Genomic DNA, 23,993 nt, shown 5'->3' on the forward strand with positions numbered 1-23,993 from the left:
CCGACGCGAGATCGTCGCTCTCCCGGGTGATCGTGGGTGGACCACCCTTCTGGGTGCACACCCTCTGACCGGGGGGCTACCGGCCTTCCGGAAGGCGAAAGCAGGCACGGCTCATGGCGACTTTGTGCAGACCCGCGGTGTCCGTTCCAGAGCACGTGATCACGATGGAGGAGACGCTGGAGCTGGCACGCTCCCGCCACGCGGACCACCCGCAACTCCCCCTGGCCCTCCGGCTGATCGAGAACACCGGTGTGCGTACCCGGCACATCGTGCAGCCCATCGAGGAGACCCTCAAGCACCCGGGCTTCGAGGAACGCAACAAGCTCTACGAGCAGGAGGCCAAGGCGCGCGTGCCGGCGGTGATCCAGCGCGCGCTCGACGACGCCGAGCTCCTCACCACCGACATCGATGTCATCGTCTACGTCTCGTGCACGGGCTTCATGATGCCCTCGCTCACGGCGTGGCTGATCAACGAGATGGACTTCGACAGCACCACGCGGCAGCTGCCCATAGCCCAGCTGGGCTGTGCGGCCGGCGGAGCGGCGATCAACCGGGCCCACGACTTCTGCACGGCGTACCCGGACGCCAACGCGCTCATCGTGGCCTGCGAGTTCTGCTCGCTGTGCTACCAGCCCACCGACCTCGGTGTCGGCTCCATGCTCTCCAACGGGCTGTTCGGCGACGGCATCGCGGCCGCCGCCGTCCGCGGCACCGGCGGTACCGGCGTCCGGCTGGAGCGCAACGGCTCGTACCTGATCCCCAAGACCGAGGACTGGATCGCGTACGACGTCCGGGCGACCGGCTTCCACTTCCTGCTGGACAAGCGGGTGCCCACCACGATGGAGCCGCTCGCCCCGGCCCTCCAGGACCTGGCCGGACTGCACGAGTGGGACGCCTCCGACCTGGACTTCTACGTCATCCACGCGGGCGGCCCCCGCATCCTGGACGACCTCAGCAAGTTCCTGAAGGTCGATCCGCACGCGTTCCGCTTCAGCCGGGCCACGCTCACCGAGTACGGCAACATCGCCAGCGCCGTCGTACTGGACGCGCTGCGCCGGCTGTTCGACGAGGGCGGCCCCGAGGACCGGGCGCGCGGGCTGATGGCCGGCTTCGGCCCCGGCATCACCGCGGAGATGACCCTGGGCAGCTGGCAGGACGGGGACGCCCGATGACGGAGGAGACGCTCACCGAGACCCTGCCGCCCGTCCGGCACTGGCCGGCGGTCGACCTGACCGGGGTCGACTTCGACCCGGTCCTCACCGAGTTGATGGAGGAGGGCCCGGTCACCCGCATCAAACTGCCCAACGGCGAGGGCTGGGCGTGGCTGGTGACCCGCATGGACGACGTGCGGGCGGTCACCAACGACCCCCGCTTCGGCCGCGAGGCGGTCATGGACCGTCAGGTCACCCGGCTCGCCCCGCACTTCATCCCCTCGCGCGGCGCGGTCGGCTTCCTGGACCCGCCGGACCACACCCGGCTGCGCCGCTCGGTCGCCCCCGCCTTCACTGCGCGGGGCGTGGAGCGGGTGCGGGACGACGCCCGGCGCGTGCTCGAGGAGCTGGTCGACGAGCTCCTCCAGGACGGGCCGCCCGCCGACCTCACCGAGGCGGTGCTCGGCCCCTTCCCCATCGCGGTGATCTGCGCGCTGATGGGGGTCCCGGCCGGCGACCGGCACGCCATGCACACCTGGACCCAGCTGATCCTGTCCTCCGCGCACGGCGCCGCCGTCAGCGAGAAGGCCAAGGAGGAGATGGGCGCCTACTTCACCGATCTCATCGGCTCGCGCAAGGACAGCGCGGACGAGGACGTCGCCTCCCTGCTCGGCGCCGCCGTGGGCCGCGAGGAGATCACGCTCGCGGAGGCCGTCGGACTGGCGGTGCTGCTGCAGATAGGCGGCGAGGCGGTCACCAACAACAGCGGCCAGATGTTCTACCTCCTGCTGACCCGGCCGGAGCTGGCCGAACGGCTGCGCGCCGAGCCGGAGATCCGCCCGCAGGCCATCGACGAGCTGCTGCGGTACATCCCGCACCGCAACGCGGTCGGGCTGTCCCGGATCGCCCTGGAGGACGTGGAGATCAAGGGTGTGCGGATCCGGGCGGGCGACGCGGTGTACGTGTCGTACCTGGCCGCGAACCGCGACCCGGACGTCTTCCCGGACCCCGGGACGATCGACTTCGCGCGCGGCCCGAATCCTCATGTGTCGTTCGGGTTCGGCCCGCACTACTGCCCCGGCAACCAACTGGCCCGGCTGGAGTCGCAGTTGCTGGTCGACGCGCTGCTCGACCGGGTACCGGGGCTGAAGCTCGCGGTGCCGCCGGACGAGGTGCCCTTCAAGAAGGGCGCGTTGATCCGCGGACCCGAGGCTCTGCCCGTGACGTGGTGAGGCCGCGATGAGCGCGACCGAAGGGCTGCTCGTGCCGCCGGGCCACGGCCGCGTCGTGGAGACGCCCGCCCAGCGCGTGACGTTCAAGGTCACCGGCTCGCACTCGCGGATCGCCTCCACCTTCGAGGTGGACGTGCCGCCGGGGTTCGACGTCGGCGCCCATGTGCACACGCGCAGCGAGGAGTTGTTCTACGTGCTCGAGGGCGAGCTGGACGTGCTCGCCTTCGAGCCGCGGATCCGCACTCCCGACAACTGGCAGCGATGGGAGTCCCGTTCGGGCCACCGGGTGGTGCGGGCGACGCCGGGCACGGTGATCGTCGTACCGCCCGGCTGCCCCCACGCGTTCGCGAACCCGACGGACGTCCCGGCCAGGATGTTCTTCCAGGCCTCCCCGCCGCCCGACCACGAGCGGTACTTCGAGGAGCTGCTGGAGATCCTGGGCGCCGGGGGCCCGCCGGACCACGCGGCGATCGAGGGACTCAGGAAGCGCTACGACATCGAGCAGCTCACCCCGCTGAAGCACCGGTGAGCTCCCGGCCGGAAGGGGCGCCGGGGCGGGCGCCTACCGGATCGGCATGCCGGAGAGCGTCCGGGCGATCACCAGGCGCTGGATCTCGCTGGTGCCTTCGAAGATCGTATAAATCGCCGCGTCGCGGTGCATACGCTCCACCGGGTACTCCCGGGTGTAGCCGTTGCCGCCCAGGATCTGGATCGCCTGGGCGGTGACCTTCTTCGCGGTCTCGCTGGCGAACAGCTTGGACATCGAGCCCTCGGCGGCCGTGAACTGCTTGCCGTTGACCGCCATCCAGGAGGCCCGCCACACCAGCAGCCGGGCCGCGTCGATCTGCGTGCGCATGTCGGCGAGCTGGAAGGCCACGCCCTGGTTGTCGATGATCGGGCGGCCGAACTGCTCACGCGTCTTCGCGTAGTCGAGGGCGACCTCGTAGGCGGCCCGGGCGGTGCCCACCGCCATCGCGCCGACCGCGGGACGGCTCGCCTCGAAGGTGGCCATGGCCGCGTTCTTGACGCGCTCGCCGCCCTTCCTGGCCCGCTCGCGGGCCCGGGCGAGGCGCTCGTCGAGCTTCTCCTTGCCGCCGAGCAGGCAGGAGCCGGGGACGCGCACGTTGTCGAGGACCACCTCGGCGGTGTGCGAGGCGCGGATGCCGTGCTTCTTGAACTTCTGGCCCTGGGACAGTCCCGGCGTGTTCGGCGGGACGATGAAGGAGGCGTGGCCCTTGGAGCCCAGCTCCGGGTCCACGAGGGCGACGACGACGTGGACGTTGGCTATGCCGCCGTTGGTCGCCCACGTCTTGGTGCCGTTGAGCACCCACTCGTCCTTGGCCTCGTCGTAGACCGCGCGGGTCCGCAGGGAGGCCACGTCGGAGCCGGCGTCGGGCTCGGAGGAGCAGAAGGCGGCGACCTTGACGTCGTTCGCGTCGCCGTACATCTGGGGGATCCAGGTGCCGATCTGCTCCTCGGTGCCGTTGGCGAGCACGCCCACGGCGGCGAGGCCGGTGCCGACGATGGACAGGGCGATGCCCGCGTCCCCCCAGAAGAGTTCCTCCGTGGCCATCGGGATGCCGAGGCCGGTGGAGTCGAAGTACTGCTGGGCGTAGAAGTCGAGGGAGTAGATGCCGACCTTGGCCGCCTCCTGGATGACCGGCCAGGGAGTCTCCTCACGCTCGTCCCATTCGGCGGCCGCGGGGCGGATCACATCGGCGGCGAAGCCGTGGAGCCAGTCCCGGACCTCCCTCTGTTCGTCGTTGAGCTCCATGGTGAACTCGGCCATGTCCCCTCCAGTGGCGCATACGTGCGTGTTACTTACGGTAACCCGAGTCTGTTACCGGCGGGTAGGAAAAGTCAACTCCCGAAGGCTCCTCGGCAGCCCGTTCGAGGTACCCGCTGCGGTCAGTGTTAGTTTGCGCAGGCGTCACCGATTCAGCACGGGTGGGGAGAGCTCATGGACACCACGCAGCGGACCGATCAGCAGCGGTCCGCCGACCGCCGACGGCGCGAGCTGCTGGAGGCCGCCGACCGGGTGGTGCTGCGCGACGGCCCGCAGGCCTCGATGAACGCCATCGCCGCCGAGGCCGGCATCACCAAACCGATCCTCTACCGCCACTTCGGCGACAAGGGAGGACTGTACGCGGCCCTCGCCAAGCGCCACACGGACGCGCTCCTCGACTCGCTGCGGGCGGCGCTGGACGCCCCGGCGGAGCGCCGCGAGCGGGTGGAGGCGACGCTCGACACCTATCTCGCCGCCATCGAGGCACGCCCGCAGGTGTACCGGTTCCTGATGCACCCGGCGGAGGGCGGCCAGGGCGGCGACCAGGGCTTCGACGTCGGCAAGCACTCCGCTCCCCTGCTGCGCCGGATGGGCGAGGAGCTGGCCCAGGTGATCGAGGACCGGCTGGACCTCGGACCGGGCAGCCAGCAGCTCGCCCGGGTCTGGGGCCACGGGATCGTCGGCATGATGCACGCGGCGGGCGACTGGTGGCTGGGCGAGCGCCCCTGCTCCCGGGCGGAGCTGGTGCGCAGCCTGGCCGACCTGCTGTGGGGCCGCCTCGCGGCCGCCGGGGACAAGGTGGGCGGCCCGGGCTTCTGACCCCCGCCGCCGGGCGGCGGGCCGGGATCCCGGCGTCCGCCATCGGCCGTCGGCCGGGACTCCGGCGCCCGCGCCCCGGCCGCGGGCCGGGACTCCGGCCCGCCGCCGGCCGCGGGCCGCGGGTGGCGGGTGGCGGGTGGCCGGACGACGACGGGCATCCACGGCGCGCGGAAGGCCGGCGAGGCCGGCAGGGCCGTCCGTGCCCGCGGCGGCGGCGCCGGGTACCGGAGCCGCCCGGCCACGGCCTCACCCCTCGGGCCGCCCCGCTCACCGGTGCCAGGAGGCCCGCGCCACCTGGCGCATCAGGCGGCGCCGGCGCCGGCCCTCCAGACGGTCGGCGTACACCTTCCCCTCCAGGTGGTCGCACTCGTGCTGCAGGCACCGCGCGAAGAACCCCGTGCCGTGCACGGTGACCGGCTCCCCGGTCACCGTGCGGCCCTCGACGACCGCGTGGTCGTAGCGCTCCGTGCCCGCCTCCAGGCCCGGCAGGGACAGACAGCCCTCCGGGCCGCGGACCACCACGCCGTCCGCCTCCACCAGCCGCGGGTTCACCACGTGCCCGAGGTGCCGGACGTCCTCGTCGTCGGGGCAGTCGAAGACGAACACCCGCAAGGACTCGCCGATCTGGTTCGCGGCCAGTCCCACCCCCCGCGCCGCGTACATCGTCGCGAACAAGTCCTCCACGAGCCGTGCCAGTTCGGGACCGAAGTCGGTGACCTCCCGGCAGGGCTCGCGCAGCACCGGGTCCTGGAGCAGGGTGAGGGGCCGGACGCGCCCGCGGGCGCCCGGGATCGAGCCGTGTCGCATGGCGGCAAGGGTACGGTCCTCTCGAACGCGCGAAGGGCGCGCGGGTGCCGCTGCGGTGCCGGGGTTCGGGAGTGCGAAGGGATCTCGATAGGCTGAGGTCCACACCACGTTGCCGAATGGCTTTTCAGGCGCGGCGCGTACGCAAGGAGGATCGAGAACTGATGGCAGGCAACTCGGACCCGCTCTCGCCGCGGGCCAAGCTGGCCGTGACCGCGGGCAAGGCGGTCGCTGCGGCATCGCGCGCCGCGGGGCGCGGCAGCGGTTCGGTGATCGGGGGCAAGGTGGCCCTCAGGCTCGACCCCGACCTGCTCGCCCGTCTGGCCCAGCACCTGGACGTGGTCCTGGTCTCGGCGACCAACGGCAAGACCACGACGACCCGGCTCATCGCCGAGGCGCTGCGGGCCGCGGGCCCGGTGGTCTCCAACGCGCTCGGAGCCAACATGCCCGCGGGCATCACCTCGGCCCTCGCGGGCGGCTCGGACGCGAAGTTCGGCGTGATCGAGGTCGACGAGAAGTACCTCGCCGGTGTGGCGCGGGACACCTCCCCCAAGTGCATCGCGCTGCTGAACCTCTCCCGCGACCAGCTCGACCGCGCCGCCGAGACCCGGATGCTCGCCGAGCACTGGCGCGAGGGCCTGTCCGGGTCCAAGGCCGTGGTCGTCGCCAACTGCGACGACCCGCTGGTGGTGTGGGCCGCCTCCTCCTCCCCCAACGTGGTCTGGGTGGCCGCCGGGCAGATGTGGAAGGACGACGCCTGGTCCTGCCCGTCCTGCGGCGGTGTGATGCAGCGTCCGGGCGACGACTGGTTCTGCAGCGAGTGCGGCTTCCGCCGGCCCACCCCGAGCTGGGCGCTCTCCGGCGACCACGTCCTCGACCCGCACGGTTCGGCCTGGCCGATCCACCTGCAGCTGCCGGGCCGCGCCAACAAGGCCAACGCCGCCTCCTCGGCCGCCGTGGCCGCCGTCTTCGGGGTGCCGCCGCAGGTCGCGCTGGAGCGGATGTACCAGGTCCAGGCCGTCGCCGGGCGCTACGACGTCGTGCAGTTCATGCAGCGCGACCTGCGCCTGCTGCTGGCGAAGAACCCGGCCGGCTGGCTGGAGACGTTCTCCCTGATCGACCCGCCGCCCACCCCGGTGATCCTCTCCGTGAACGCGCGCGGCGCCGACGGCACCGACACGTCCTGGCTCTGGGACGTCGACTACACGCGGCTGACCGGCCACCCCATCTTCGTGATCGGCGACCGGAAGCTGGACCTCGCGGTGCGCCTGGAGGTGGCGAACCAGCACTTCCAGGTCTGCGAGAACCTCGACCAGGCCGTCCAGCAGGCCCCGCCGGGCCGCATCGAGGTCATCGCGAACTACACCGCGTTCCAGGACCTGCGCCGTCGCGTCGGCAACTGACCACGAAGGACGATCACTTCATGAGCGACAACCAACTGCGGCTGGTGTGGATCTACCCGGACCTGCTGAGCACCTACGGCGACCAGGGCAACGCCCTCGTCGTGGAGCGCCGGGCCCGGCAGCGCGGCCTGGACGTGGCCCGGCTCGACGTGCGCAGCGACCAGCCGATCCCGACCTCCGGCGACATCTACCTGATCGGCGGCGGCGAGGACCGGCCGCAGCGGCTCGCGGCCGAGCGGCTGCGCCGCGACGGGCACCTCCAGCGTGCGGTGCAGAACGGCGCGATCGTCTTCTCCGTGTGCGCCGGCTACCAGATCCTCGGCCACGAGTTCATCAACGACCTCGGTCAGCGCGAGCCGGGCCTCGGCCTGCTCGACGTGGTCTCGGTGCGCGGGGAGGGCGAGCGGTGCGTCGGTGACGTACTGGCCGACATCGACCCTCAGCTCGGCCTGCCCCCGCTGACCGGCTTCGAGAACCACCAGGGCGTCACCCACCTCGGCTCGACCGCCCGCCCCTTCGCGCGGACCCGCTTCGGCAAGGGCAACGGCACCGGGGACGGCACGGAGGGCGCGTACAACGGCACGGTCTTCGGCACGTACATGCACGGGCCGGTCCTCGCCCGCAACCCGCAGATCGCCGACCTGCTGCTGAAGCTGGCGCTCGACGTCAACGCGCTGCCGCCGATCGACGACCGCTGGTACGAGGCGCTGCGCGAGGAGCGCATCGCCGCGGCGCAGCAGCCCGCGTAGCGGCGGCGAGCCGGCGCGGCCTCGGCCCGGTCGCGCCGGCTCGTCCACGCTCTCCCCGGCTCGGCCTCACCAGCCCGTCCGACAGCGTTTCCGCACAGGTGAGCGGGCCCTTCTGACAGCCCTTCCGCACAGGTGAGCGGGCCCGTCCAGCAGGCGGACGCACGGTGCTGCCCCTCCCCCCGGTGCCGCTAGGGTGGCGGGGATCGAGCCGGACAACGTGGTCCGGTCCCCGCGCCCACGTTGAGAAGGTTGTTCGGGCTATGCGCATTGGTGTCCTCACGTCCGGCGGCGACTGCCCCGGCCTGAACGCCGTCATCCGGTCCGTCGTGCACCGTGCCGTCGTCGACCACGGCGACGAGGTCATCGGCTTCCGCGACGGCTGGAAAGGCCTCCTGGAGTGCGACTACCTCAAGCTCGACCTCGACGCGGTGGGCGGCATCCTCGCCCGCGGCGGCACCATCCTCGGCTCCTCCCGGGTCCGTCCCGAGCACCTGCGGGACGGCGTGGAGCGGGCCAGGGGCCATGTCGAGGAGCTCGGGCTCGACGCGATCATCCCGATCGGCGGCGAGGGCACGCTCAAGGCGGCCCGGCTGCTGTCGGACAGCGGTCTCCCCATCGTCGGGGTGCCGAAGACCATCGACAACGACATCGCGGTCACGGACGTCACCTTCGGTTTCGACACGGCCGTGACCGTCGCCACCGAGGCCCTGGACCGCCTCAAGACCACCGCCGAGTCCCACCAGCGGGTGCTGATCGTGGAGGTCATGGGCCGCCACACCGGCTGGATCGCGCTGCACTCCGGCATGGCGGCCGGCGCGCACGCCGTCGTCGTCCCGGAACGGCCCTTCGACATCGACGAGTTGACGCGCAAGGTCGGCGAGCGTTTCGAGGCGGGCAAGCGGTTCGCCATCGTCGTCGCCGCGGAGGGCGCCAAGCCGAAGGCCGGTGGCATGGAGTTCGACGAGGGCGGCAAGGACATCTACGGCCACGAGCGGTTCGCCGGGATCGCCCGCCAGCTCTCCGTCGAGCTGGAGGAGCGGCTGGGCAAGGAGGCGCGCCCGGTCATCCTCGGGCACGTGCAGCGCGGCGGGACGCCCACGGCGTACGACCGGGTGCTGGCGACCCGGTTCGGCTGGCACGCGGTGGAGGCCGTGCACCGGCGCGAGTTCGGTCACATGACCGCGCTGCGCGGCACCGACATCGTGATGGTGCCGCTGGCGAAGGCCGTGGAGACGCTGAAGACGGTGCCGCAGGAGCGGTACGACGAGGCGGAGTGCGTGCTCTGACCCCGCGCCCCTGAGGGTGTCGCACCGCCCCCGGTCGCAGCCGTGACCGGGGGCGGTTCTAGTCTGGTGCGGACAGACGTGCACAACCCCCACGAATCAGGAGCCGGCGGATGGATCACAGCGGGCACGGCATGATCATGGATCTGCCGCCGTTCACGCCGGCGCGCTCTCTCGCGTGGTCGGCGGACCCGTTCTTCCTCGTCGCCTGCCTGCTCGGGCTGGGCCTGTACGCCTGGGGCGTGGTGCGGCTGCGGCGGCGGGGGGACTCCTGGCCGGTGGGCCGGACGGCCGCCTTCGTCATCGGCGTGCTGACCGTGGGCCTGATGATGTGCACCCGGCTGAACGACTACGGCATGGTCATGTTCAGCGTGCACATGGTCCAGCACATGGTCATCAGCATGCTGTCGCCGATCCTGATCCTGCTCGGCGCGCCGGTCACCCTGGCGCTGCGCGCGCTGCCGGTGGCGGGCAGGGGGCGCAAGGGGCCGCGCGAGGTGCTGCTGGCCCTGCTGCACAGCCGCTACCTGCGGATCGTCACCCACCCCGCGTTCACCATCCCGATGTTCATCGCGAGCCTGTACGCGCTGTACTTCACGCCGCTGTTCGACTTCCTGATGGGCTCGAAGGCGGGGCACGTCGGGATGATGGTGCACTTCCTCGCCGTCGGCGTGGTCTTCTTCTGGCCGATCATGGGCGTGGACCCGGGCCCCAACCGGCCGGGCTACCTCATGCGGATGCTGGAGCTTTTCGCGGGGATGCCGTTCCACGCGTTCTTCGGCATCGCGCTCATGATGGCCACCACCCCCATGGTCGGCACCTTCCTGCACCCGCCCGCCTCGCTCGGCATCGACCCGCTCTCCGACCAGAACGCGGCCGGCGGCATCGCCTGGGCGTTCAGCGAGATCCCGTCCGTGCTGGTGCTGCTCGCGCTGCTGTTCCAGTGGTACCGCTCCGAGCAGCGGCAGGCGCGGCGCAAGGACCGGGCCGCGGACCGCGACGGCGACAAGGAGCTGGAGGCGTACAACGCCTATCTGGCCTCGCTCAACGCCCGCGGGAACTGACCGGCCGCGCCGCCGCGTGGCGGAGACGGCCGCGCGGATCGAGCCGCCGCGTGGCGGAAGGGCGCCGCACGGATCGGGCCGACCGGAGGCGGACGGGGCACCATGGTGGGGTCGGACCATGAGGAGGGTGTCGCGATGCCCGGTTCCACGGACGGTTCCACGAAGACGATGGGAGCGCTCACCGTCGGCGCGCTCGTCGCGGTGACGGCGTACACGGTGGCGCTCGGCAGCAACGGCTGGCTGTGGTTCGGCTGGGTGGTGCTGGGCCTGATCACCCTCGCGCTGGCCGCGTCCCGGCGCGCCTGACGGTCACTGCCCGGAAAGGCGCCCGGCGGAGTGCACCCCCGGCTGGTACTTGGGCAGCCGGACGGTGATCTTCATGCCCGCCCCCGGCGCGGTCTCGAGGACGAGTCCGTGGTCGTCGCCGTAGACCTGGCGGATCCGGTCGTCGACGTTGGACAGACCGATGCCGCCGGACGGGCTGACCTCGCCGGCGAGGATGCGGCGCAGCAGGCCGGGGTCCATGCCCGCGCCGTCGTCCTCGATGACGACGAGTGCCTCGGCGCCCGCGTCCTGCGCGGTGATCCGGATGCGGCAGGTGTCGGTCCTGCCCTCCAGGCCGTGCTTGACGGCGTTCTCGACAAGCGGCTGCAGGCACAGGAAGGGCAGCGCCACCGGGAGCACCTCGGGGGCGATCTGGAGGGTCACGGCGAGGCGGTCGCCGAAGCGTGCCCGGACCAGCGCGAGGTAGTGCTCGATGGCGTGGAGCTCGTCGGCCAGGGTGGTGAAGTCGCCGTGCCGGCGGAACGAGTAGCGGGTGAAGTCGGCGAACTCCAGCAGCAGCTCCCGGGCCCGCTCGGGGTCGGTGCGGACGAACGAGGCGATCACCGCCAGCGAGTTGAAGATGAAGTGCGGGGAGATCTGGGCGCGCAGGGCCTTGATCTCGGCCTCGATGAGCCGGGTGCGGGAGCGGTCGAGGTCGGCGAGCTCCAGCTGGACGGAGACCCAGCGGGCGACCTCGGCCGCGGCCCGGACCAGCACGGCGGACTCCCGGGGCGCGCAGGCGACGAGGGCACCGTGCACCCGGTCGTCGACGGTGAGCGGGGCGACGACGGCCCAGCGCAACGTGCAGTCCGGTGTCTCGCAGGTGAGCCGGAACGCCTCCCCGCGCCCGGTCTCCAGGGGGCCCGCGAGGCGCTCCGCGATCTCGCCGCGGTGGTGCGCTCCCACCCCGTCCCAGACCAGGACCCGCTGGTCGTCCGCGAGGCAGAGGGCGTCGGTGCCGAGCAGCGTGCGCAGGCGGCGGGCCGACTTGCGGGCGGTCTCCTCGGTCAGTCCCGCGCGCAGCGGGGGCGCGGCGAGGGAGGCGGTGTGCAGGGTCTGGAAGGTGGCGTGCTCGACGGGGGTGCCGAGGCCGCCGAGGCTCTCCGGGCGGGCGGTGCGCCGCCCGAGCCAGAAACCGGCGGCCAGCAGCGGCAGGACGGCCACGCAGAGCCCGGCGAGGAAACCGCTCACGTCTTCACCTCCGCCCGCAGCTGCTCGGGCAGGTGGAACAGGGCGAGGATCGCCGCGGTCCCGGCGGGGACCCGGCCCGGCGTGGCCAGGGACACCAGCATCATGGTGAGGAAGCCCAGCGGCACCGACCACAGGGCGGGCCAGGCCAGCAGCGCGTGCAGCGGACCGGCGCCGGGCAGGCCCGCCATGGTCGCGGCCACGGCGACCAGCGCGGAGCCGCCGCCCACCAGCATCCCGGCGGCCGCGCCGGGCGGGGTGAGGCGGCGCCACCAGATGCCGAGGACGAGCAGCGGGCAGAAGGACGAGGCGGACACCGCGAAGGCGAGCCCGACGGCGTCGGCGACGGGCAGCCCGCCGACGAGGACGCTCGCGGCGAGGGGCACGGCCATGGCGAGCACCGTGCCGAGCCGGAAGTGGCGTACGCCGCGCGAGGGCAGGACGTCCTGGGTGAGCACCCCGGCCACCGCCATGGTCAGTCCGGAGGCGGTCGACAGGAACGCGGCGAAGGCGCCGCCCGCGACCAGCGCGCCCAGGAGGTCGCCGCCGAGGCCGCCGATCAGCCGGTCGGGCAGGAGCAGGACGGCGGCGTCGGCGTCCGAGGTGAGGGCCAGTTCGGGGGCGTAGAGGCGGCCGAGGGCGCCGTACACGGGCGGCAGCAGGTAGAAGCCGCCGACCAGGCCGAGGACGGCGACCGTGGTGCGGCGGGCGGCGACGCCGTGCGGGCTGGTGTAGAAGCGGACGACGACGTGCGGCAGGCCCATGGTGCCGAGGAAGGTGGCGAGGATCAGCCCGTACGTGGCGTACAGCGGGCGTTCCTGGCGGCCGGCGGCGAGCGAGGTCGACATGCCGCCGTCGGTGCCGCGCCCGGTCTGCGGGACGCGGGAGTCCTTGGCGAAGGTGAGGCGGGTGCCGCGCTCGACGTGGTGGACCCCGGCGGCCAGGCGCACCGGCCGGCCGTCGTGGCCGTGGCCGTCGACGGTGCCGCGCACGGTGACGGTCAGGGGCCGCTCCAGGCGCAGGTCGAGGGTGTCGGCGACGCGGACGGTGTGCCGGTCGCGGAAGGCGGGCGGTTCGTCGAAGACGTGGCGGGGCGCGCCGTCGTGCTGCCAGGCGAGGACGAGGAAGAGGGCGGGGACGAGGAGGGCGGTCAGCTTCAGCCAGTACTGGAAGGCCTGGACGAAGGTGACGCTGCGCATGCCGCCCGCGGCGACGGTCGCCACCACGACGACGGCGACGATCACTCCGCCGAGCGCGTCGGGCGCGCCGGTGAGCACCGTCAGCGTCAGCCCCGCCCCCTGGAGCTGGGGCAGCAGGTAGAGCCAGCCGACGCCCACGACGAAGGCGCCCGCGAGCCGTCGTACCGCCTGCGAGCCGAGCCGCGCCTCGGCGAAGTCGGGCAGCGTGTAGGCGCCGGAGCGGCGCAGCGGGGCGGCGACGAACAGGAGCAGGACCAGATAGCCGGCCGTGTAGCCGACCGGGTACCAGAGCATGTCCGGGCCCTGGACGAGGACCAGGCCGGCGATGCCGAGGAAGGAGGCGGCGGAGAGGTACTCGCCGCTGATGGCGGCCGCGTTCAGGCGCGGTCCGACGGTGCGGGAGGCGACGTAGAAGTCGGAGGTGGTGCGCGAGACGCGCAGCCCGAAGGCGCCGACGAGGACGGTGGCGACGACGACGAGGGCGACGGCGGGGACGGCGTATCCGGAGTGCACGGTGCTGTGTGGTCCCCTCAGCGGTCCTCGACCAGGCGCACGAAGTCGCGTTCGTTGCGCTCCGCGCGGCGTACGTACCAGCGGGCGAGCAGCACCAGCGGGGCGTAGAGGCAGAAGCCGAGCACGACCCAGCGCAGGCGGCGGGCGTCCGGGGCGGCCGCGAAGGCCAGGGGCAGCGGGCCGACGAGCAGCACGAGCACGGTGAGCACGGCGAGCCCGGCCCGCAGCTGGGAGCGCATCAGGGAGCGGACGTAGGTGTGGCCGAGGGTGGTCTGCTCGTCGATCTCGGTGCGCGGGCGGTACTGGCCGGGGACCCGGCGGGTGCGGCGGGGCGGGCCGGTGACGACGACGCGGCGTTCGGTGGCGTCCTGCGGCATGTGCGGCATCCCCCTAGCGTGCGGTCCGGCGCATCAGCAGCTCCCGCAGTTCGCGGGCGTGGCGGCGGCTGACCTGGAGTTCCTCCGCGCCGACGAGCACGCTCACCGCGCCCGCGTCCAGGCGGAGTTCGCCGATGTGGCGCAGGGCGACCAGGTGGCGGCGGTGGATGCGGACGAAGCCGCGGGAGCGCCAGCGTTCCTCCAGCGTGGACAGCGGGATGCGCACGAGGTGGCTGCCCTTGCCGGTGTGCAGCCGGGCGTAGTCGCCGCGCGCCTCGACATGGGTGATGTCGTCCACGGCGACGAAGCGGGTGACGCCGCCGAGTTCGACGGGCACGTGGTCGGGGTCCGGCTCGCTCACCGGGATCCGGGGGGCGGTGTCGCGCAGATGGGCCGCCCGCCGCACGGCCTCCGCGAGCCGCTCCTTGCGGACCGGTTTGAGCACGTAGTCGACGGCCTTGAGGTCGAAGGCCTGAACCGCGAAGTCCTCGTGGGCGGTGACGAACACGATCAGCGGCGGCTCCGCGAACCCGGTCAGCAGCCGGGCCAGGTCGAGCCCGTCGAGTCCGGGCAGGTGGATGTCGAGGAAGACCACGTCGATCGCGTCGGGTCCGCCGGGACCGGACTGGAGGGCGCGGTTGATCCGGCGCAGTGCCTCGGTCGCGTCGCCGGCGCCCTCGACGCTGCCGATGCGGGGGTCGGCGTCCAGCAGGTAGAGCAGCTCCTCGAGCGAGGGGCTTTCGTCGTCGACGGCGAGGGCGCGCAGCATGAAGGTGGAGTGTAAGGGCGATCCGCGCGCCTGCCCATGTCCGGGCGTGGACGTTCCCGCTGGATACAGTGCCGACATGCACAGCAGGCAAGCCCCGTTCGACGAGCTCGACCGGAAGATCCTCACCGCCCTGATGGCCAACGCCCGCACCAGTTTCGCCGAGATCGGCGCGGCGATCGGCCTGTCGGCGACGGCGGTCAAGCGCCGGGTGGACCGGCTGCGCGAGGCGGGTGTGATCACCGGGTTCACGGCCACGGTGAAGCCGTCGGCGCTGGGCTGGCGCACCGAGGCGTACGTCGAGGTGTACTGCGAGGGCGCGGCTCCGCCCCGGCGGCTCGCGGAGGTCGTCCGCAACCACCCGGAGATCACGGCGGCGATGACCGTGACCGGCGGCGCGGACGCGCTGCTGCACGTGCGGGCGCGGGACGTGGAGCACTTCGAGGAGGTGCTGGAGCGGATCCGGACTGAGCCGTTCATCCGCAAGACGATCAGTGTGATGGTGCTGTCCCATCTGCTGCCGGAGAGCCCGGAGGCGGGTGCCAGCCATCCGGCGCCGCAGGACGCAGCAGACGTGCGCTGAGGCCGTCGAGAACGCAGCGTTCCTGCTCATACGCGCAGCTCTCCTCGCTTGTCGCGCGTGCTGGGGCGTTTCTACCTTTGTCTCGACCCCAGTCGTCACTCCCAGGAAGCGGAGGGAACCCTCTGTGCCCGAGAGCCGTGTGCAGCGCCGGCGGCGCTACCTCGTCTGCGAACCCAGACACTTCGCCGTGCAGTACGCGATCAACCCCTGGATGGATCCCGGCCGTCCCGTCGACGTCGGCCTCGCCCAGGCCCAGTGGAAGGCGCTGATCGACGCCTACCGCGCCCACGGACACACCGTCGAGACCGTGGAGCCCGTACCCGGACTGCCGGACATGGTCTTCGCCGCGAACTGCGCGGTCGTCGTCGACGGCCGCGTCTTCGGCTCCCTCTTCCACGCCCCCGAGCGGCGTCCCGAGTCCCTCCCCTACGACACCTGGTTCAAGGCGGCCGGCTTCGACGTCTACCGCCCCGAGTCGGTGTGCGAGGGCGAGGGCGACCTGGTGCCGGCCGGGCGCTGGGTCCTCGCCGGCACCGGCTTCCGGACCACTCGCGAGGCGCACCGCGAGGCGCAGGAGTACCTCGGCGCCCCGGTGGTCGGCCTGACCCTGGTGGACCCGTACTTCTACCACCTGGACACGGCGCTCTTCGTCCTCGACGACGACAACATCGCCTACTACCCGGAGGCGTTCTCGCCCGGCAGCCGCGAGGTGCTCGCCCGGCTCTACCCGGACGCGGTGCTCGCCACCCGGGAGGACGCCATGGCGTTCGGCCTGAACTCCGTCTCCGACGGCCGCCACGTCTTCATCTCGCCCACCGCGACGCACCTCGCCGCCCGGCTCGCCGAGCGCGGCTACGTCCCCGTCCCCGTCGACCTGTCCGAGTTCCACAAGGCAGGCGGCGGCATCAAGTGCTGCACCCAGGAGATCCGCTCATGACGGCACCCGCCCGTACCCGTACGTCCGCCGACCTGATCCGGGCCGAGGAGCCGGTCCTCGCCCACAACTACCACCCGCTGCCCGTGGTCGTCGCCCGTGCCGAGGGTGCCTGGGTGGAGGACGTCGAGGGCACCCGCTACCTGGACATGCTGGCCGGCTACTCGGCCCTCAACTTCGGCCACCGCCACCCCGCGCTGGTCGAGGCGGCGCACCGCCAGCTCGACCGGCTGACGCTCACCTCCCGGGCCTTCCACAACGACCGGCTCGCCGAGTTCGCGGAGCGGCTCGCCCGGCTCACCGGGCAGGACATGGTGCTGCCCATGAACACCGGCGCCGAGGCGGTCGAGAGCGGCATCAAGCTGGCCCGCAAGTGGGCCTACGAGGTCAAGGGCGTCCCGGCCGACCAGGCCACGATCGTGGTCGCGGCGGACAACTTCCACGGCCGTACGACGACGATCGTCAGCTTCTCGACGGACGAGACGGCACGGTCGGGCTTCGGCCCGTTCACCCCCGGCTTCCGGGTCGTCCCCTACGACGACCTGGCGGCCCTGGAGGCGGCGATCGACGAGACGACGGCCGCGGTGCTGATCGAGCCGATCCAGGGCGAGGCGGGCGTCATTGTCCCGCGCGACGGCTACCTCGCCGGTGTCCGCGAGCTCACCCGCCGGAAGAACTGCCTGTTCCTCGCCGACGAGATCCAGTCGGGTCTCGGGCGTACCGGGCACACGCTCGCCGTCGACCACGAGGGGGTCGCGCCGGACGTCGTCCTGCTGGGCAAGGCGCTCGGCGGCGGCATCGTGCCGGTGTCGGCGGTCGTCGGGCGGCGCGAGGTGCTGGGGGTGCTGCGGCCCGGGGAGCACGGTTCGACCTTCGGCGGCAACCCGCTGGCGGCCGCGGTCGGCACGGCGGTGGTGGAGCTGCTGGAGACCGGCGAGTTCCAGCGCCGGGCGGCGGAGCTGGGCGCGGTCCTGCGCAACGGGCTGACCGCGCTGGCCGGCCGGGGCGTGGTCGGGTTCCGCTCCCGCGGCCTGTGGGCCGGCGTCGACGTCGACCCCGCCATCGGCACCGGCCGCGAGGTCAGCGAGCGTCTGATGCGGGAGGGCGTCCTGGCCAAGGACACTCACGGGTCCACGATCCGGCTGGCGCCGCCGCTGACCATCACGGAGGACGAGCTGCGCTCGGCGCTCGGCTCCCTGGAGAAGGTGCTGACCGCCTGACGGTGGCATGAGGCCGGGACATGCGGCCGGGGGGCGTCCGTGACCGGGCGCCCCCCGGTGGCCTTCCGGCGCTCCGCGCGCCAGGGGTGTCAGTGGTAGGCGTGGACCACCGCGTGCCCCTTGCCGCGGCCGATCATCCACCGGTTGACCGGGGTGGTGAGCAGGAAGGCCAGCAGGAGCGAGAAGGCGAGGGAGGCCCAGAACAGCGGCTGGGCGAGGCCCGCGTCCATGGCGCCGGGCACTCCGACCATGACCGTGTTGTCGATCAGCTCCATCACCAGGATGGACACCGTGTCCGCGGCCAGGGCGATCTTGAGCGCCTGCCGGAGGGGCACACCCGCGCGCAGGACGCCGCGCATGGTCAGCGCGTACCCGAAGACGAAGGCCAGCGCGATGGAGAGGACGACGGTCGCCGCGTTGTGCAGGCCGGCGGCGGTGCCGATGATCATGCCGAGGACCTCGCCGATGGCGCAGCCGGTGAGGCAGTGCAGCGTCGCCCGGGCGGCCGCGCGCCAGGAGGCGCCTGCTGTCGGGGCGTGGTGGGTGTGATCGGCGTGCGGTTCGGGCTGGTGTCCGGTCCGGTGCTCGGGGTGGTGCTGGGTGTGCGCCGAGTGATCCATGATCGTGCTCCCCTTGTCGTCGAACGTCCACCGCGCACAACCGTATACCCCCAGGGGGTATTCCCACTCGGTGCTTTTCTTTCCGCCGCCGGCCCGCCCCGGGGCCGCCGGACACACCGACGGCCCCGAGGCGGGCGGAAAGGGGTTGCCGGCGCGTTACTTCCCGCCGAGCAGCTTGTGCATCTCGGCGATCTCGGCGGACTGCGAGGTGACGATCGAGCCGGCCATCGACGTGGCGGCCCCGTAGGCGCCCTTGGCCTGCTCGGTCTTGGCCATGGAGACGGCGCCCTCGTGGTGGCCGATCATCATCTGGAGGAACGCCTTGTCGAAGGCGTCACCGGAGAGCTTCTTCAGCTTGCCCATGTCGGCGCCGCTCATCATGCCGGGCATCGAGGAGCCGGAGTGGTCCATGCCGGACGAGCCGGAGTGGTCCATGCCCGGCATGTCCCCCATACCGGAGGAGTTGTCCGCCGGCACCTCGGCGCCCCAGGCCCGCAGCCAGCCGCTCATGGTGTCGATCTCCGGGTCCTGCGCCTTCTTGATCTTCGCGGCGAGCTCCTTCACCTGCGGGGACTTCGCCCGGGACGGGACCAGGTCGGCCATGGCGACGGCCTGCCGGTGGTGCGGGATCATGCCCTGCGCGAACGTCACGTCCTGCGCGTTGTGGCCGCCCTTCCCGTTGGCGCCGGCCGACGGGGTGGAGGTCATGGAGTCCATGCCGTGGCCGGCGTGACCGGACGACGAGGAGTCGCCGCCGCCGCAGGCGGTCAGCACCACCGCGGCGGTCGCGGCGGCGGTCAGCGCCGCTGCCCGGCGGACGAGGGCACGGCGGATGGGGGAACGACGGACGGGGGAACGGCGAAATGCCATGAGGAACACAGCTCCTTGAAGCGCCCGCGTGAGGCACGCGGGTACGGCGGACGGTGAGACGGCCGAAGCACGCCACCCCGCATCGGGGTGCCGTGCGGGCGCCTCTAGATCCGCAGGAGCTGCAACTCGGCCAGTTCGGGTGGAGCCCGGCCCTCGGCGGCTCTGACGGCCGCACCGGCGGAGGCGGGGGCGGCCGGCCCACCGGGCACGGGGAGCGCCTCGGGCAGGGCGGGCGGCGCGTACGCCGTGGGCGTACCGGCCGCGGCACAGGTCCCGCCGGCGTGCTGCATGGCCATGCCGTCCTGGTCCACGCCGGTCAGGTGGGTGCAGGGATCGCCGTGCAGGTGCACGGGGGCGTGCCGGAACATGGCGTGGTGACCGGCGGTCTCCACGGTCGTCATCTCGCTGTGCTGCCCCGACGAGGGCATACCGGCCGGCGTCAGCACGTGCATCGCGAGCACGCCCGTCAGCACGGCCAGGACGAGCAGGATCCAGCGGGCGGGGTGGGCCGTACGGCCGGTGCGCGCGCTGGAGGTCATGCGCGCCATCCTACGGAGCCGCGCGTCCTCCCGTGCGCTGCCCGCCGCCGCCCGAGTGAGGCCCTCGTCACGTGGGTACCGCCCCCGCGGCGCGTCGCCGGGCGCGCGCGGCACACGCGGGCCCGGCAGGCGGAGGCGCGGGACCTTCCTGGGCGGCGCGTCCGGAACTCCGAACCCCGGGACACCCGGCCCCGGGACTCGAAACACCCAGCTTCGGGACACCGAGCTTCGAAACACCCAGCTTCGGGACACCACCCAATCAGCGCGCGGCGACCCGCAGGGCGGCGTGCCGGGCGATGCGCGTGGCCGCGTACTCCGTGCCCGCCACGAACCTCATCATCGGGCCGAACATCGGCGCCGCCAGCGAGCCGGTGAAGTACAGACCGGGCACCGACGACTCGAACGCGCTCGACAGCTCCGGAGCCTTGGAACCCGGTACGCACGCCACCGCGTCGCGCACCGCGGGCCGCAGAAAGGGCAGGGCGTCCAGGTCCAGCCGGTAACCGGTGGCCGCGAGGACGTGGTCGGCCTCAAGGGTGTCGCAGCGGGCGCCGGGGCCCGTGACGCGCAGGCGCGCGGTGTCCCGGACCGCCTCGGCGCCGGTGACCCGGCAGGCGGTGTGCACCGGCACGACGCCCTCGACCCGGTCCCGCAACCACCAGCCGCCGGACGGTCCGAGTGCCCGCCGGAAGAGCAGCAGCCGGGCCGCCGGAGGCAGCCGCCGCACCCCGCCGGGGGCCTTGCAGACCGCGGCCAGGGCCCAGCCGGTGCCCAGCGGCGAGGCGGGCCGGGCGATCCGCTGCGTCCAGGGCCGGACGGGTTCCGGCTCGGTCCCCCACAGCACCCGGCGCTCCCGGACCAGCACCCGCACCTCGGCGCCGGCCTCGTGCAGCAGCGCGGCACTCTCCAGCGCGGACTGACCGCCGCCGACGACGGCGACCCGCCGGCCCCCGTAGCGGGAGAGGTCGGTGTGGTGGCTGCTGTGCGACACCAGGGTCCGCGGCCCCGGCGCCCCGGGGTCGAGGCGCCGCAGTTCCTCGGGTATGTGGGCCAGTCCGCTCAGGCCGGTCGCCAGGACGACCGCGGCGGCGGTGAACTCCCGCCCGCCGTCGAGCCGTACGGCGAAGCCGTCCCCGGCCGGGGCGCGGTCGACGGCCGCCACCCGCGCGGGCTCCACGTCACCGACGTACCGCTTCTGGAACCACAGCCCGTAGCGGACGAAGACGTCGCACGGGATCGGGGTCAGCTCGGTCAGCTCCGGCTCGCCGTGCAGCAGGCGGAAGTCCGCCAGCCGGCCGCCGGCTTCGGGTGCGGACAGGTCCGTGGCGGCCGGGGTCGACTTCAGGAACATGCCGGTCGCCATGGCGTGCCGCCAACTGCCCATCACCTCGCCGAAGATGCGGTACGGCACGCCCGCGGCCCGCAGGTGCGCGGCGACCGACAACCCGTACGGGCCGGCTCCGACGATCACGACCGGATGCTTGGAGCGTCCGGTGAACTCCTGTGTCCGGGCAGGTCGTTGCCCCGGAAGCGACTGCGTCATGCGTCCCCCCGTCGTTCCCCCCGCCGCCTTCCCCAAGACGGCGCGACCTCGCGGGACGGCGTGCCGGCCAAGCGCCGCCGCACTCGTCCCCCCTCCGCCGCTCAGTGTTACCCAGCGGCCGGTGCCGGAATGCGCTGTCGCGAGATGTTGCCGGAACCTGGGCGAAGCGTTTACCGCGGCAAGAGGCCCATGTCCGCCACCCATCCCCCTGATCACGCCACGATCCGAGTTCAGGTTGATCTCTACCGGCGAGTAGCAGCAACCTGGTCCGGCGGTCCTCCCCACCCGCGTGAACGACACCCCGATTGCCGCACTGATGCGCCGTCAGAAGCGCGGGTACTAGGTCAGCATGGGTACGACCGGACCGGTTCCGCCCACCCGTGCACGCACCTACACTGGCACCCCACGACATGCCGGTTGACCTGCGAGAACGCGGCGGTCGAGCCGATCTGCACGAGTGAGGAGCGACGCCTTGTTCTACTACCTGCTCAAGTACGTGCTGCTGGGACCGCTGCTGAGACTGGTCTTCCGTCCACGCATCGAGGGCCTGGAGCACGTGCCGGCGTCCGGCCCGGCCATCGTCGCCGGCAACCATCTGTCCTTCTCGGACCACTTCCTGATGCCGGCGATCCTCAAACGGCGCATCACGTTCCTGGCGAAGGCCGAATACTTCACCGGGCCCGGCATCAAGGGCCGGCTCACCGCCGCCTTCTTCCGCAGCGCCGGGCAGATCCCGGTCGACCGCTCCGGCAAGGAGGCCGGTCAGGCCGCGATCCGGGAGGGGCTCGGGGTGCTCGGCAAGGGGGAGTTGCTCGGCATCTACCCGGAGGGCACCCGGTCGCACGACGGACGTCTGTACAAGGGCAAGGTCGGTGTGGCGGTGATGGCGCTCAAGGCCCGGGTACCGGTCGTCCCCTGCGCCATGATCGGCACCTTCGAGGCGCAGCCGCCCGGCCGGGTGGTCCCGCACATCCGCCCCGTCGCCATCCGGTTCGGCGAGCCCCTGGACTTCTCGCGCTACATCGGCATGGAGGACGAGAAGGCGGTCCTGCGCGCCGTCACCGACGAGATCATGTACGCGATCCTGGCACTGTCCGGGCAGGAGTACGTCGACCAGTACGCGGCCGACGCCAAGGCCGAGCAGGCCGCCGTGCAGGGCGCCAAGGAGCGCAGGTTCCCCCGCGCGCCGCTCGGCTGACCACCGGGTCCTGTCGCCGGACACGGCGACGGGCCGGCCGGTTTCCCGGCCGGCCCTCGGTGTTCAGATGTTCAGGTGTTCACCTCACCCGGTCACGGCTGCGGCGTGGCGTGCGGCGTGCAGGTCACGTCCGCGTCGTCCACCTTGCCGGTGAGCAGGTAGGCGTCCACCCGGGGGTTGATGCACGGGTTGACCAGACCGGTGACGCCGTGCGAGCCGGCGCCCTTCTCGGTGATCAGGCGGGAGCCCTTGAAGCGCTTGTGCAGCTCGACGGCGCCCTCGTACGGGGTGGCGGCGTCGTTGGTGGACTGCACGATCAGCACCGACGGCAGGCCCGGGCCGGTCTTGACGTCGACCGGAGTCTGCTGCTTGACCGGCCAGGTCGCGCAGGGCAGGTTCATCCACGCGTTGGCCCAGGTCATGAACGGGTAGTCCTTGTTGAGCCGGGTGTTGTCCCGGTCCCAACGCTGCCAGCTGGTGGGCCACTTGGCGTCGGTGCACTCGACGGCCGTGTAGACGGCGTTGCCGTTCTCCGAGGCGATGTTGCCCTTGGTGTCCGACATGTCGGGGGCGGCCGCGTCGACCAGGGCCTGGGTGTCGCCGGCGACGTACTTGCTGAACACCGTCGCGATCGGCACCCACGCGGAGTCGTAGTACGGCGCGCTCTGGAAGAAGCCGATGAGCTCGGCCGGGCCGACGACCCCGCCGATCGGGTTCTTCTTCGCGGTGGCGCGCAGCTGGAGCCACTTCGCCTGGACGGCGTCGCGGGTGGTGCCCAGGTGGAAGGCCGCGTCGTTCTTGGCGACCCAGTCCTCCCAGTCCTTCCAGCGGCCCTCGAAGGCGACGTCCTGGTTGAGGTTGGCCTGGTACCAGATGTTGTCCCGCGCCGGGTTGACGACGCTGTCGACGACCATGCGGCGGATGTGGCCGGGGAACAGCGTGCCGTAGACGGCGCCGAGGTAGGTGCCGTAGGAGACGCCCAGGTAGTTGATCTTCTTCTCGCCGAGCGCGGCGCGGATGACGTCCAGGTCGCGCGCGGTGTTCGGGGTCGTCATGTGCGGCAGCATCGCGCCGCTGCGCTCGTAGCAGCCGTCGGCGTACTCGCGGGCCAGCTTGCGCTGGGCGAGCTTGTCGGCCTCGGAGTCCGGGACCGGGTCGGCCTTGGGCGCCTTGACGAACTCCTGCGGGTCGACGCAGGAGATGGGCGCCGAGTGGCCGACGCCGCGCGGGTCGAAGCCGACGAAGTCGTAGGCCTTCGCCACGTTCGCCCAGACCGCGCTCTTGTTGGTGACGCGGGTCGGGAAGCGCAGGCCGGAGCCGCCAGGGCCGCCGGGGTTGTAGACGAGCGCGCCCTGGCGCTCCTGCGGGGTGCCGGTGTTCCCGATACGGTCCACCGCCAGCTTGATCTGCTTGCCGAAGGGCTTCGCGTAGTCGACCGGCACGGTGACCCAGCCGCACTGGATGGGCTTGGCCAGCCCCCAGTCGCCCGGGCAGTCCTGCCAGTCGATGCCGGCCTTCGCGGCACGGGCCGCGGCGATCGCGGCACCGCGCGCCTCGCGGTCCTGACCCTGGCGGTTGTTCGCGCTCGCCGCGGGCGCCGACACCGCGCCGGCTATCAGGGTGGCCGTGACGAGGGCGCCGGCCGAACCGAGCGCCGCCACACGGCTCTTACGTCTCATGTCCCTCAAGTGGGATCTCCCCGTACATCGTTGCGAATAGTAGGGAAGGATCCTTGCGGCTTCGAGCCGTCCGGCAACAGACTTCGTTGACCTTCTTTGCCAATCCGATAACCGGCGCGCGGTGTCCCGCTGAGCGGAGCCCCGACGAA

Annotated in this window: 23 protein-coding genes and 1 pseudogene; 13 read left to right on the plus strand and 11 right to left on the minus strand. The window is 72.5% G+C overall.

Annotation, left to right across the window (positions count from 1 at the left end; genetic code table 11):
• Positions 1-104: 104 nt before the first annotated feature.
• From ACIQ9G_RS22550 to ACIQ9G_RS22560, 3 genes and pseudogenes are all read left to right on the plus strand, one after another.
• Positions 105-1,172: pseudogene (locus tag ACIQ9G_RS22550) on the plus strand (type III polyketide synthase); the annotation flags it as partial.
• Entirely contained in the window at positions 1,169-2,383 is a 1,215-nt protein-coding gene (locus ACIQ9G_RS22555) for a cytochrome P450 (protein ID WP_403612320.1), read from the plus strand. The pseudogene ACIQ9G_RS22550 and the gene ACIQ9G_RS22555, both read left to right, overlap by 4 nt.
• A 7-nt stretch (positions 2,384-2,390) precedes the next feature.
• On the plus strand, positions 2,391-2,912 hold the full coding sequence (locus tag ACIQ9G_RS22560) for a cupin domain-containing protein (protein WP_403612323.1): 522 nt from the start codon (positions 2,391-2,393) through the stop codon (positions 2,910-2,912).
• A 33-nt stretch (positions 2,913-2,945) separates the two neighbouring features.
• Here the strand turns inward: ACIQ9G_RS22560 and ACIQ9G_RS22565 are convergent, their stop codons facing one another.
• Positions 2,946-4,172 carry an acyl-CoA dehydrogenase family protein gene (locus ACIQ9G_RS22565; RefSeq protein ID WP_403612325.1) on the minus strand — a complete coding sequence of 409 codons (1,227 nt, stop codon included), beginning with the start codon at positions 4,170-4,172 and terminating at the stop codon, positions 2,946-2,948.
• Between the two features lie 171 nt (positions 4,173-4,343).
• On the opposite strand from ACIQ9G_RS22565, the gene ACIQ9G_RS22570 reads away from it, so the two are divergent.
• On the plus strand, positions 4,344-4,988 hold the full coding sequence (locus ACIQ9G_RS22570; RefSeq protein ID WP_403612328.1) for a TetR family transcriptional regulator: 645 nt from the start codon (positions 4,344-4,346) through the stop codon (positions 4,986-4,988).
• A gap of 267 nt (positions 4,989-5,255) precedes the next feature.
• On the opposite strand, the gene def is transcribed toward ACIQ9G_RS22570, so the two are convergent.
• Positions 5,256-5,795 carry a peptide deformylase gene (gene def / locus ACIQ9G_RS22575; protein WP_403612331.1) on the minus strand — a complete coding sequence of 180 codons (540 nt, stop codon included), beginning with the start codon at positions 5,793-5,795 and terminating at the stop codon, positions 5,256-5,258.
• Positions 5,796-5,956: 161 nt separating this feature from the next.
• On the opposite strand from def, the gene ACIQ9G_RS22580 reads away from it, so the two are divergent.
• The 5 genes from ACIQ9G_RS22580 to ACIQ9G_RS22600 all read left to right on the plus strand — a co-directional run bounded on the left by ACIQ9G_RS22580 (position 5,957) and on the right by ACIQ9G_RS22600 (position 10,597).
• A complete protein-coding gene (locus tag ACIQ9G_RS22580; protein ID WP_356180334.1) occupies positions 5,957-7,195 on the plus strand; it encodes a MurT ligase domain-containing protein in 1,239 nt (412 codons plus the stop codon).
• Between the two features lie 20 nt (positions 7,196-7,215).
• Complete coding sequence (locus tag ACIQ9G_RS22585; RefSeq protein WP_356180337.1) at positions 7,216-7,944, plus strand: glutamine amidotransferase; 729 nt, start codon at positions 7,216-7,218, stop codon at positions 7,942-7,944.
• Positions 7,945-8,204: 260 nt separating this feature from the next.
• The gene (locus ACIQ9G_RS22590; protein ID WP_403612334.1) at positions 8,205-9,230 is read left to right on the plus strand and encodes a 6-phosphofructokinase; all 1,026 of its coding nucleotides are present in this window, start codon (positions 8,205-8,207) and stop codon (positions 9,228-9,230) included.
• A 110-nt stretch (positions 9,231-9,340) separates the two neighbouring features.
• Positions 9,341-10,291: a cytochrome c oxidase assembly protein gene (locus tag ACIQ9G_RS22595; protein ID WP_403612336.1), complete on the plus strand. Its 951-nt coding sequence runs from the start codon at positions 9,341-9,343 to the stop codon at positions 10,289-10,291.
• A 135-nt stretch (positions 10,292-10,426) separates the two neighbouring features.
• Complete coding sequence (locus ACIQ9G_RS22600) at positions 10,427-10,597, plus strand: hypothetical protein (protein WP_403612338.1); 171 nt, start codon at positions 10,427-10,429, stop codon at positions 10,595-10,597.
• A 3-nt stretch (positions 10,598-10,600) separates the two neighbouring features.
• On the opposite strand, the gene ACIQ9G_RS22605 is transcribed toward ACIQ9G_RS22600, so the two are convergent.
• Genes ACIQ9G_RS22605 through ACIQ9G_RS22620 form a run of 4 tightly spaced genes read right to left on the minus strand, consistent with a single transcriptional unit; the run spans position 10,601 to position 14,661 of the window.
• A complete protein-coding gene (locus ACIQ9G_RS22605; RefSeq protein ID WP_403612341.1) occupies positions 10,601-11,806 on the minus strand; it encodes a sensor histidine kinase in 1,206 nt (401 codons plus the stop codon).
• Positions 11,803-13,515 (minus strand): cation acetate symporter, encoded by a 1,713-nt coding sequence (locus ACIQ9G_RS22610; protein ID WP_403612343.1) that lies wholly within the window; start codon positions 13,513-13,515, stop codon positions 11,803-11,805. Before ACIQ9G_RS22610 ends, ACIQ9G_RS22605 begins: the two co-directional genes overlap by 4 nt.
• Before the next feature lie 17 nt (positions 13,516-13,532).
• On the minus strand, positions 13,533-13,892 hold the full coding sequence (locus ACIQ9G_RS22615) for a hypothetical protein (RefSeq protein WP_403612648.1): 360 nt from the start codon (positions 13,890-13,892) through the stop codon (positions 13,533-13,535).
• A gap of 13 nt (positions 13,893-13,905) precedes the next feature.
• Positions 13,906-14,661, minus strand: a complete 756-nt coding sequence (locus ACIQ9G_RS22620) for a LytTR family DNA-binding domain-containing protein (protein WP_356180356.1) — start codon at positions 14,659-14,661, stop codon at positions 13,906-13,908.
• A gap of 76 nt (positions 14,662-14,737) precedes the next feature.
• Here ACIQ9G_RS22620 and ACIQ9G_RS22625 point away from each other — a divergent pair, with 76 nt between their 5' ends.
• The 3 genes from ACIQ9G_RS22625 (at position 14,738) to rocD (ending at position 17,395) form a co-directional block, all read left to right on the plus strand.
• Positions 14,738-15,241, plus strand: a complete 504-nt coding sequence (locus tag ACIQ9G_RS22625) for an Lrp/AsnC family transcriptional regulator (protein WP_403612346.1) — start codon at positions 14,738-14,740, stop codon at positions 15,239-15,241.
• Between the two features lie 124 nt (positions 15,242-15,365).
• The gene (gene ddaH / locus ACIQ9G_RS22630) at positions 15,366-16,178 is read left to right on the plus strand and encodes a dimethylargininase (RefSeq protein WP_403612348.1); all 813 of its coding nucleotides are present in this window, start codon (positions 15,366-15,368) and stop codon (positions 16,176-16,178) included.
• Positions 16,175-17,395 carry an ornithine--oxo-acid transaminase gene (gene rocD, locus ACIQ9G_RS22635; protein WP_403612351.1) on the plus strand — a complete coding sequence of 407 codons (1,221 nt, stop codon included), beginning with the start codon at positions 16,175-16,177 and terminating at the stop codon, positions 17,393-17,395. Before ddaH ends, rocD begins: the two co-directional genes overlap by 4 nt.
• Before the next feature lie 89 nt (positions 17,396-17,484).
• Here rocD and ACIQ9G_RS22640 read toward each other — a convergent pair whose 3' ends face one another.
• The 4 genes from ACIQ9G_RS22640 to ACIQ9G_RS22655 form a co-directional block, all read right to left on the minus strand.
• Entirely contained in the window at positions 17,485-18,015 is a 531-nt protein-coding gene (locus ACIQ9G_RS22640; RefSeq protein WP_403612353.1) for a DUF4396 domain-containing protein, read from the minus strand.
• A 156-nt stretch (positions 18,016-18,171) separates the two neighbouring features.
• The gene (locus tag ACIQ9G_RS22645) at positions 18,172-18,885 is read right to left on the minus strand and encodes a DUF305 domain-containing protein (protein ID WP_403612355.1); all 714 of its coding nucleotides are present in this window, start codon (positions 18,883-18,885) and stop codon (positions 18,172-18,174) included.
• Positions 18,886-18,989: 104 nt separating this feature from the next.
• Positions 18,990-19,424, minus strand: coding sequence for a DUF6153 family protein (locus tag ACIQ9G_RS22650; RefSeq protein ID WP_403612358.1), 435 nt, complete (start codon positions 19,422-19,424; stop codon positions 18,990-18,992).
• Positions 19,425-19,683: 259 nt separating this feature from the next.
• A complete protein-coding gene (locus tag ACIQ9G_RS22655) occupies positions 19,684-20,892 on the minus strand; it encodes an NAD(P)-binding domain-containing protein (RefSeq protein WP_403612651.1) in 1,209 nt (402 codons plus the stop codon).
• Between the two features lie 547 nt (positions 20,893-21,439).
• On the opposite strand from ACIQ9G_RS22655, the gene ACIQ9G_RS22660 reads away from it, so the two are divergent.
• Complete coding sequence (locus ACIQ9G_RS22660; protein WP_403612361.1) at positions 21,440-22,165, plus strand: lysophospholipid acyltransferase family protein; 726 nt, start codon at positions 21,440-21,442, stop codon at positions 22,163-22,165.
• Positions 22,166-22,257: 92 nt separating this feature from the next.
• On the opposite strand, the gene ACIQ9G_RS22665 is transcribed toward ACIQ9G_RS22660, so the two are convergent.
• Entirely contained in the window at positions 22,258-23,844 is a 1,587-nt protein-coding gene (locus ACIQ9G_RS22665; protein ID WP_403612364.1) for an alpha/beta hydrolase, read from the minus strand.
• Positions 23,845-23,993: the final 149 nt, after the last annotated feature.

Origin of the sequence: Streptomyces sp. NPDC096152 (genome assembly GCF_044763235.1) — a bacterium.
Taxonomy (GTDB): domain Bacteria; phylum Actinomycetota; class Actinomycetes; order Streptomycetales; family Streptomycetaceae; genus Streptomyces.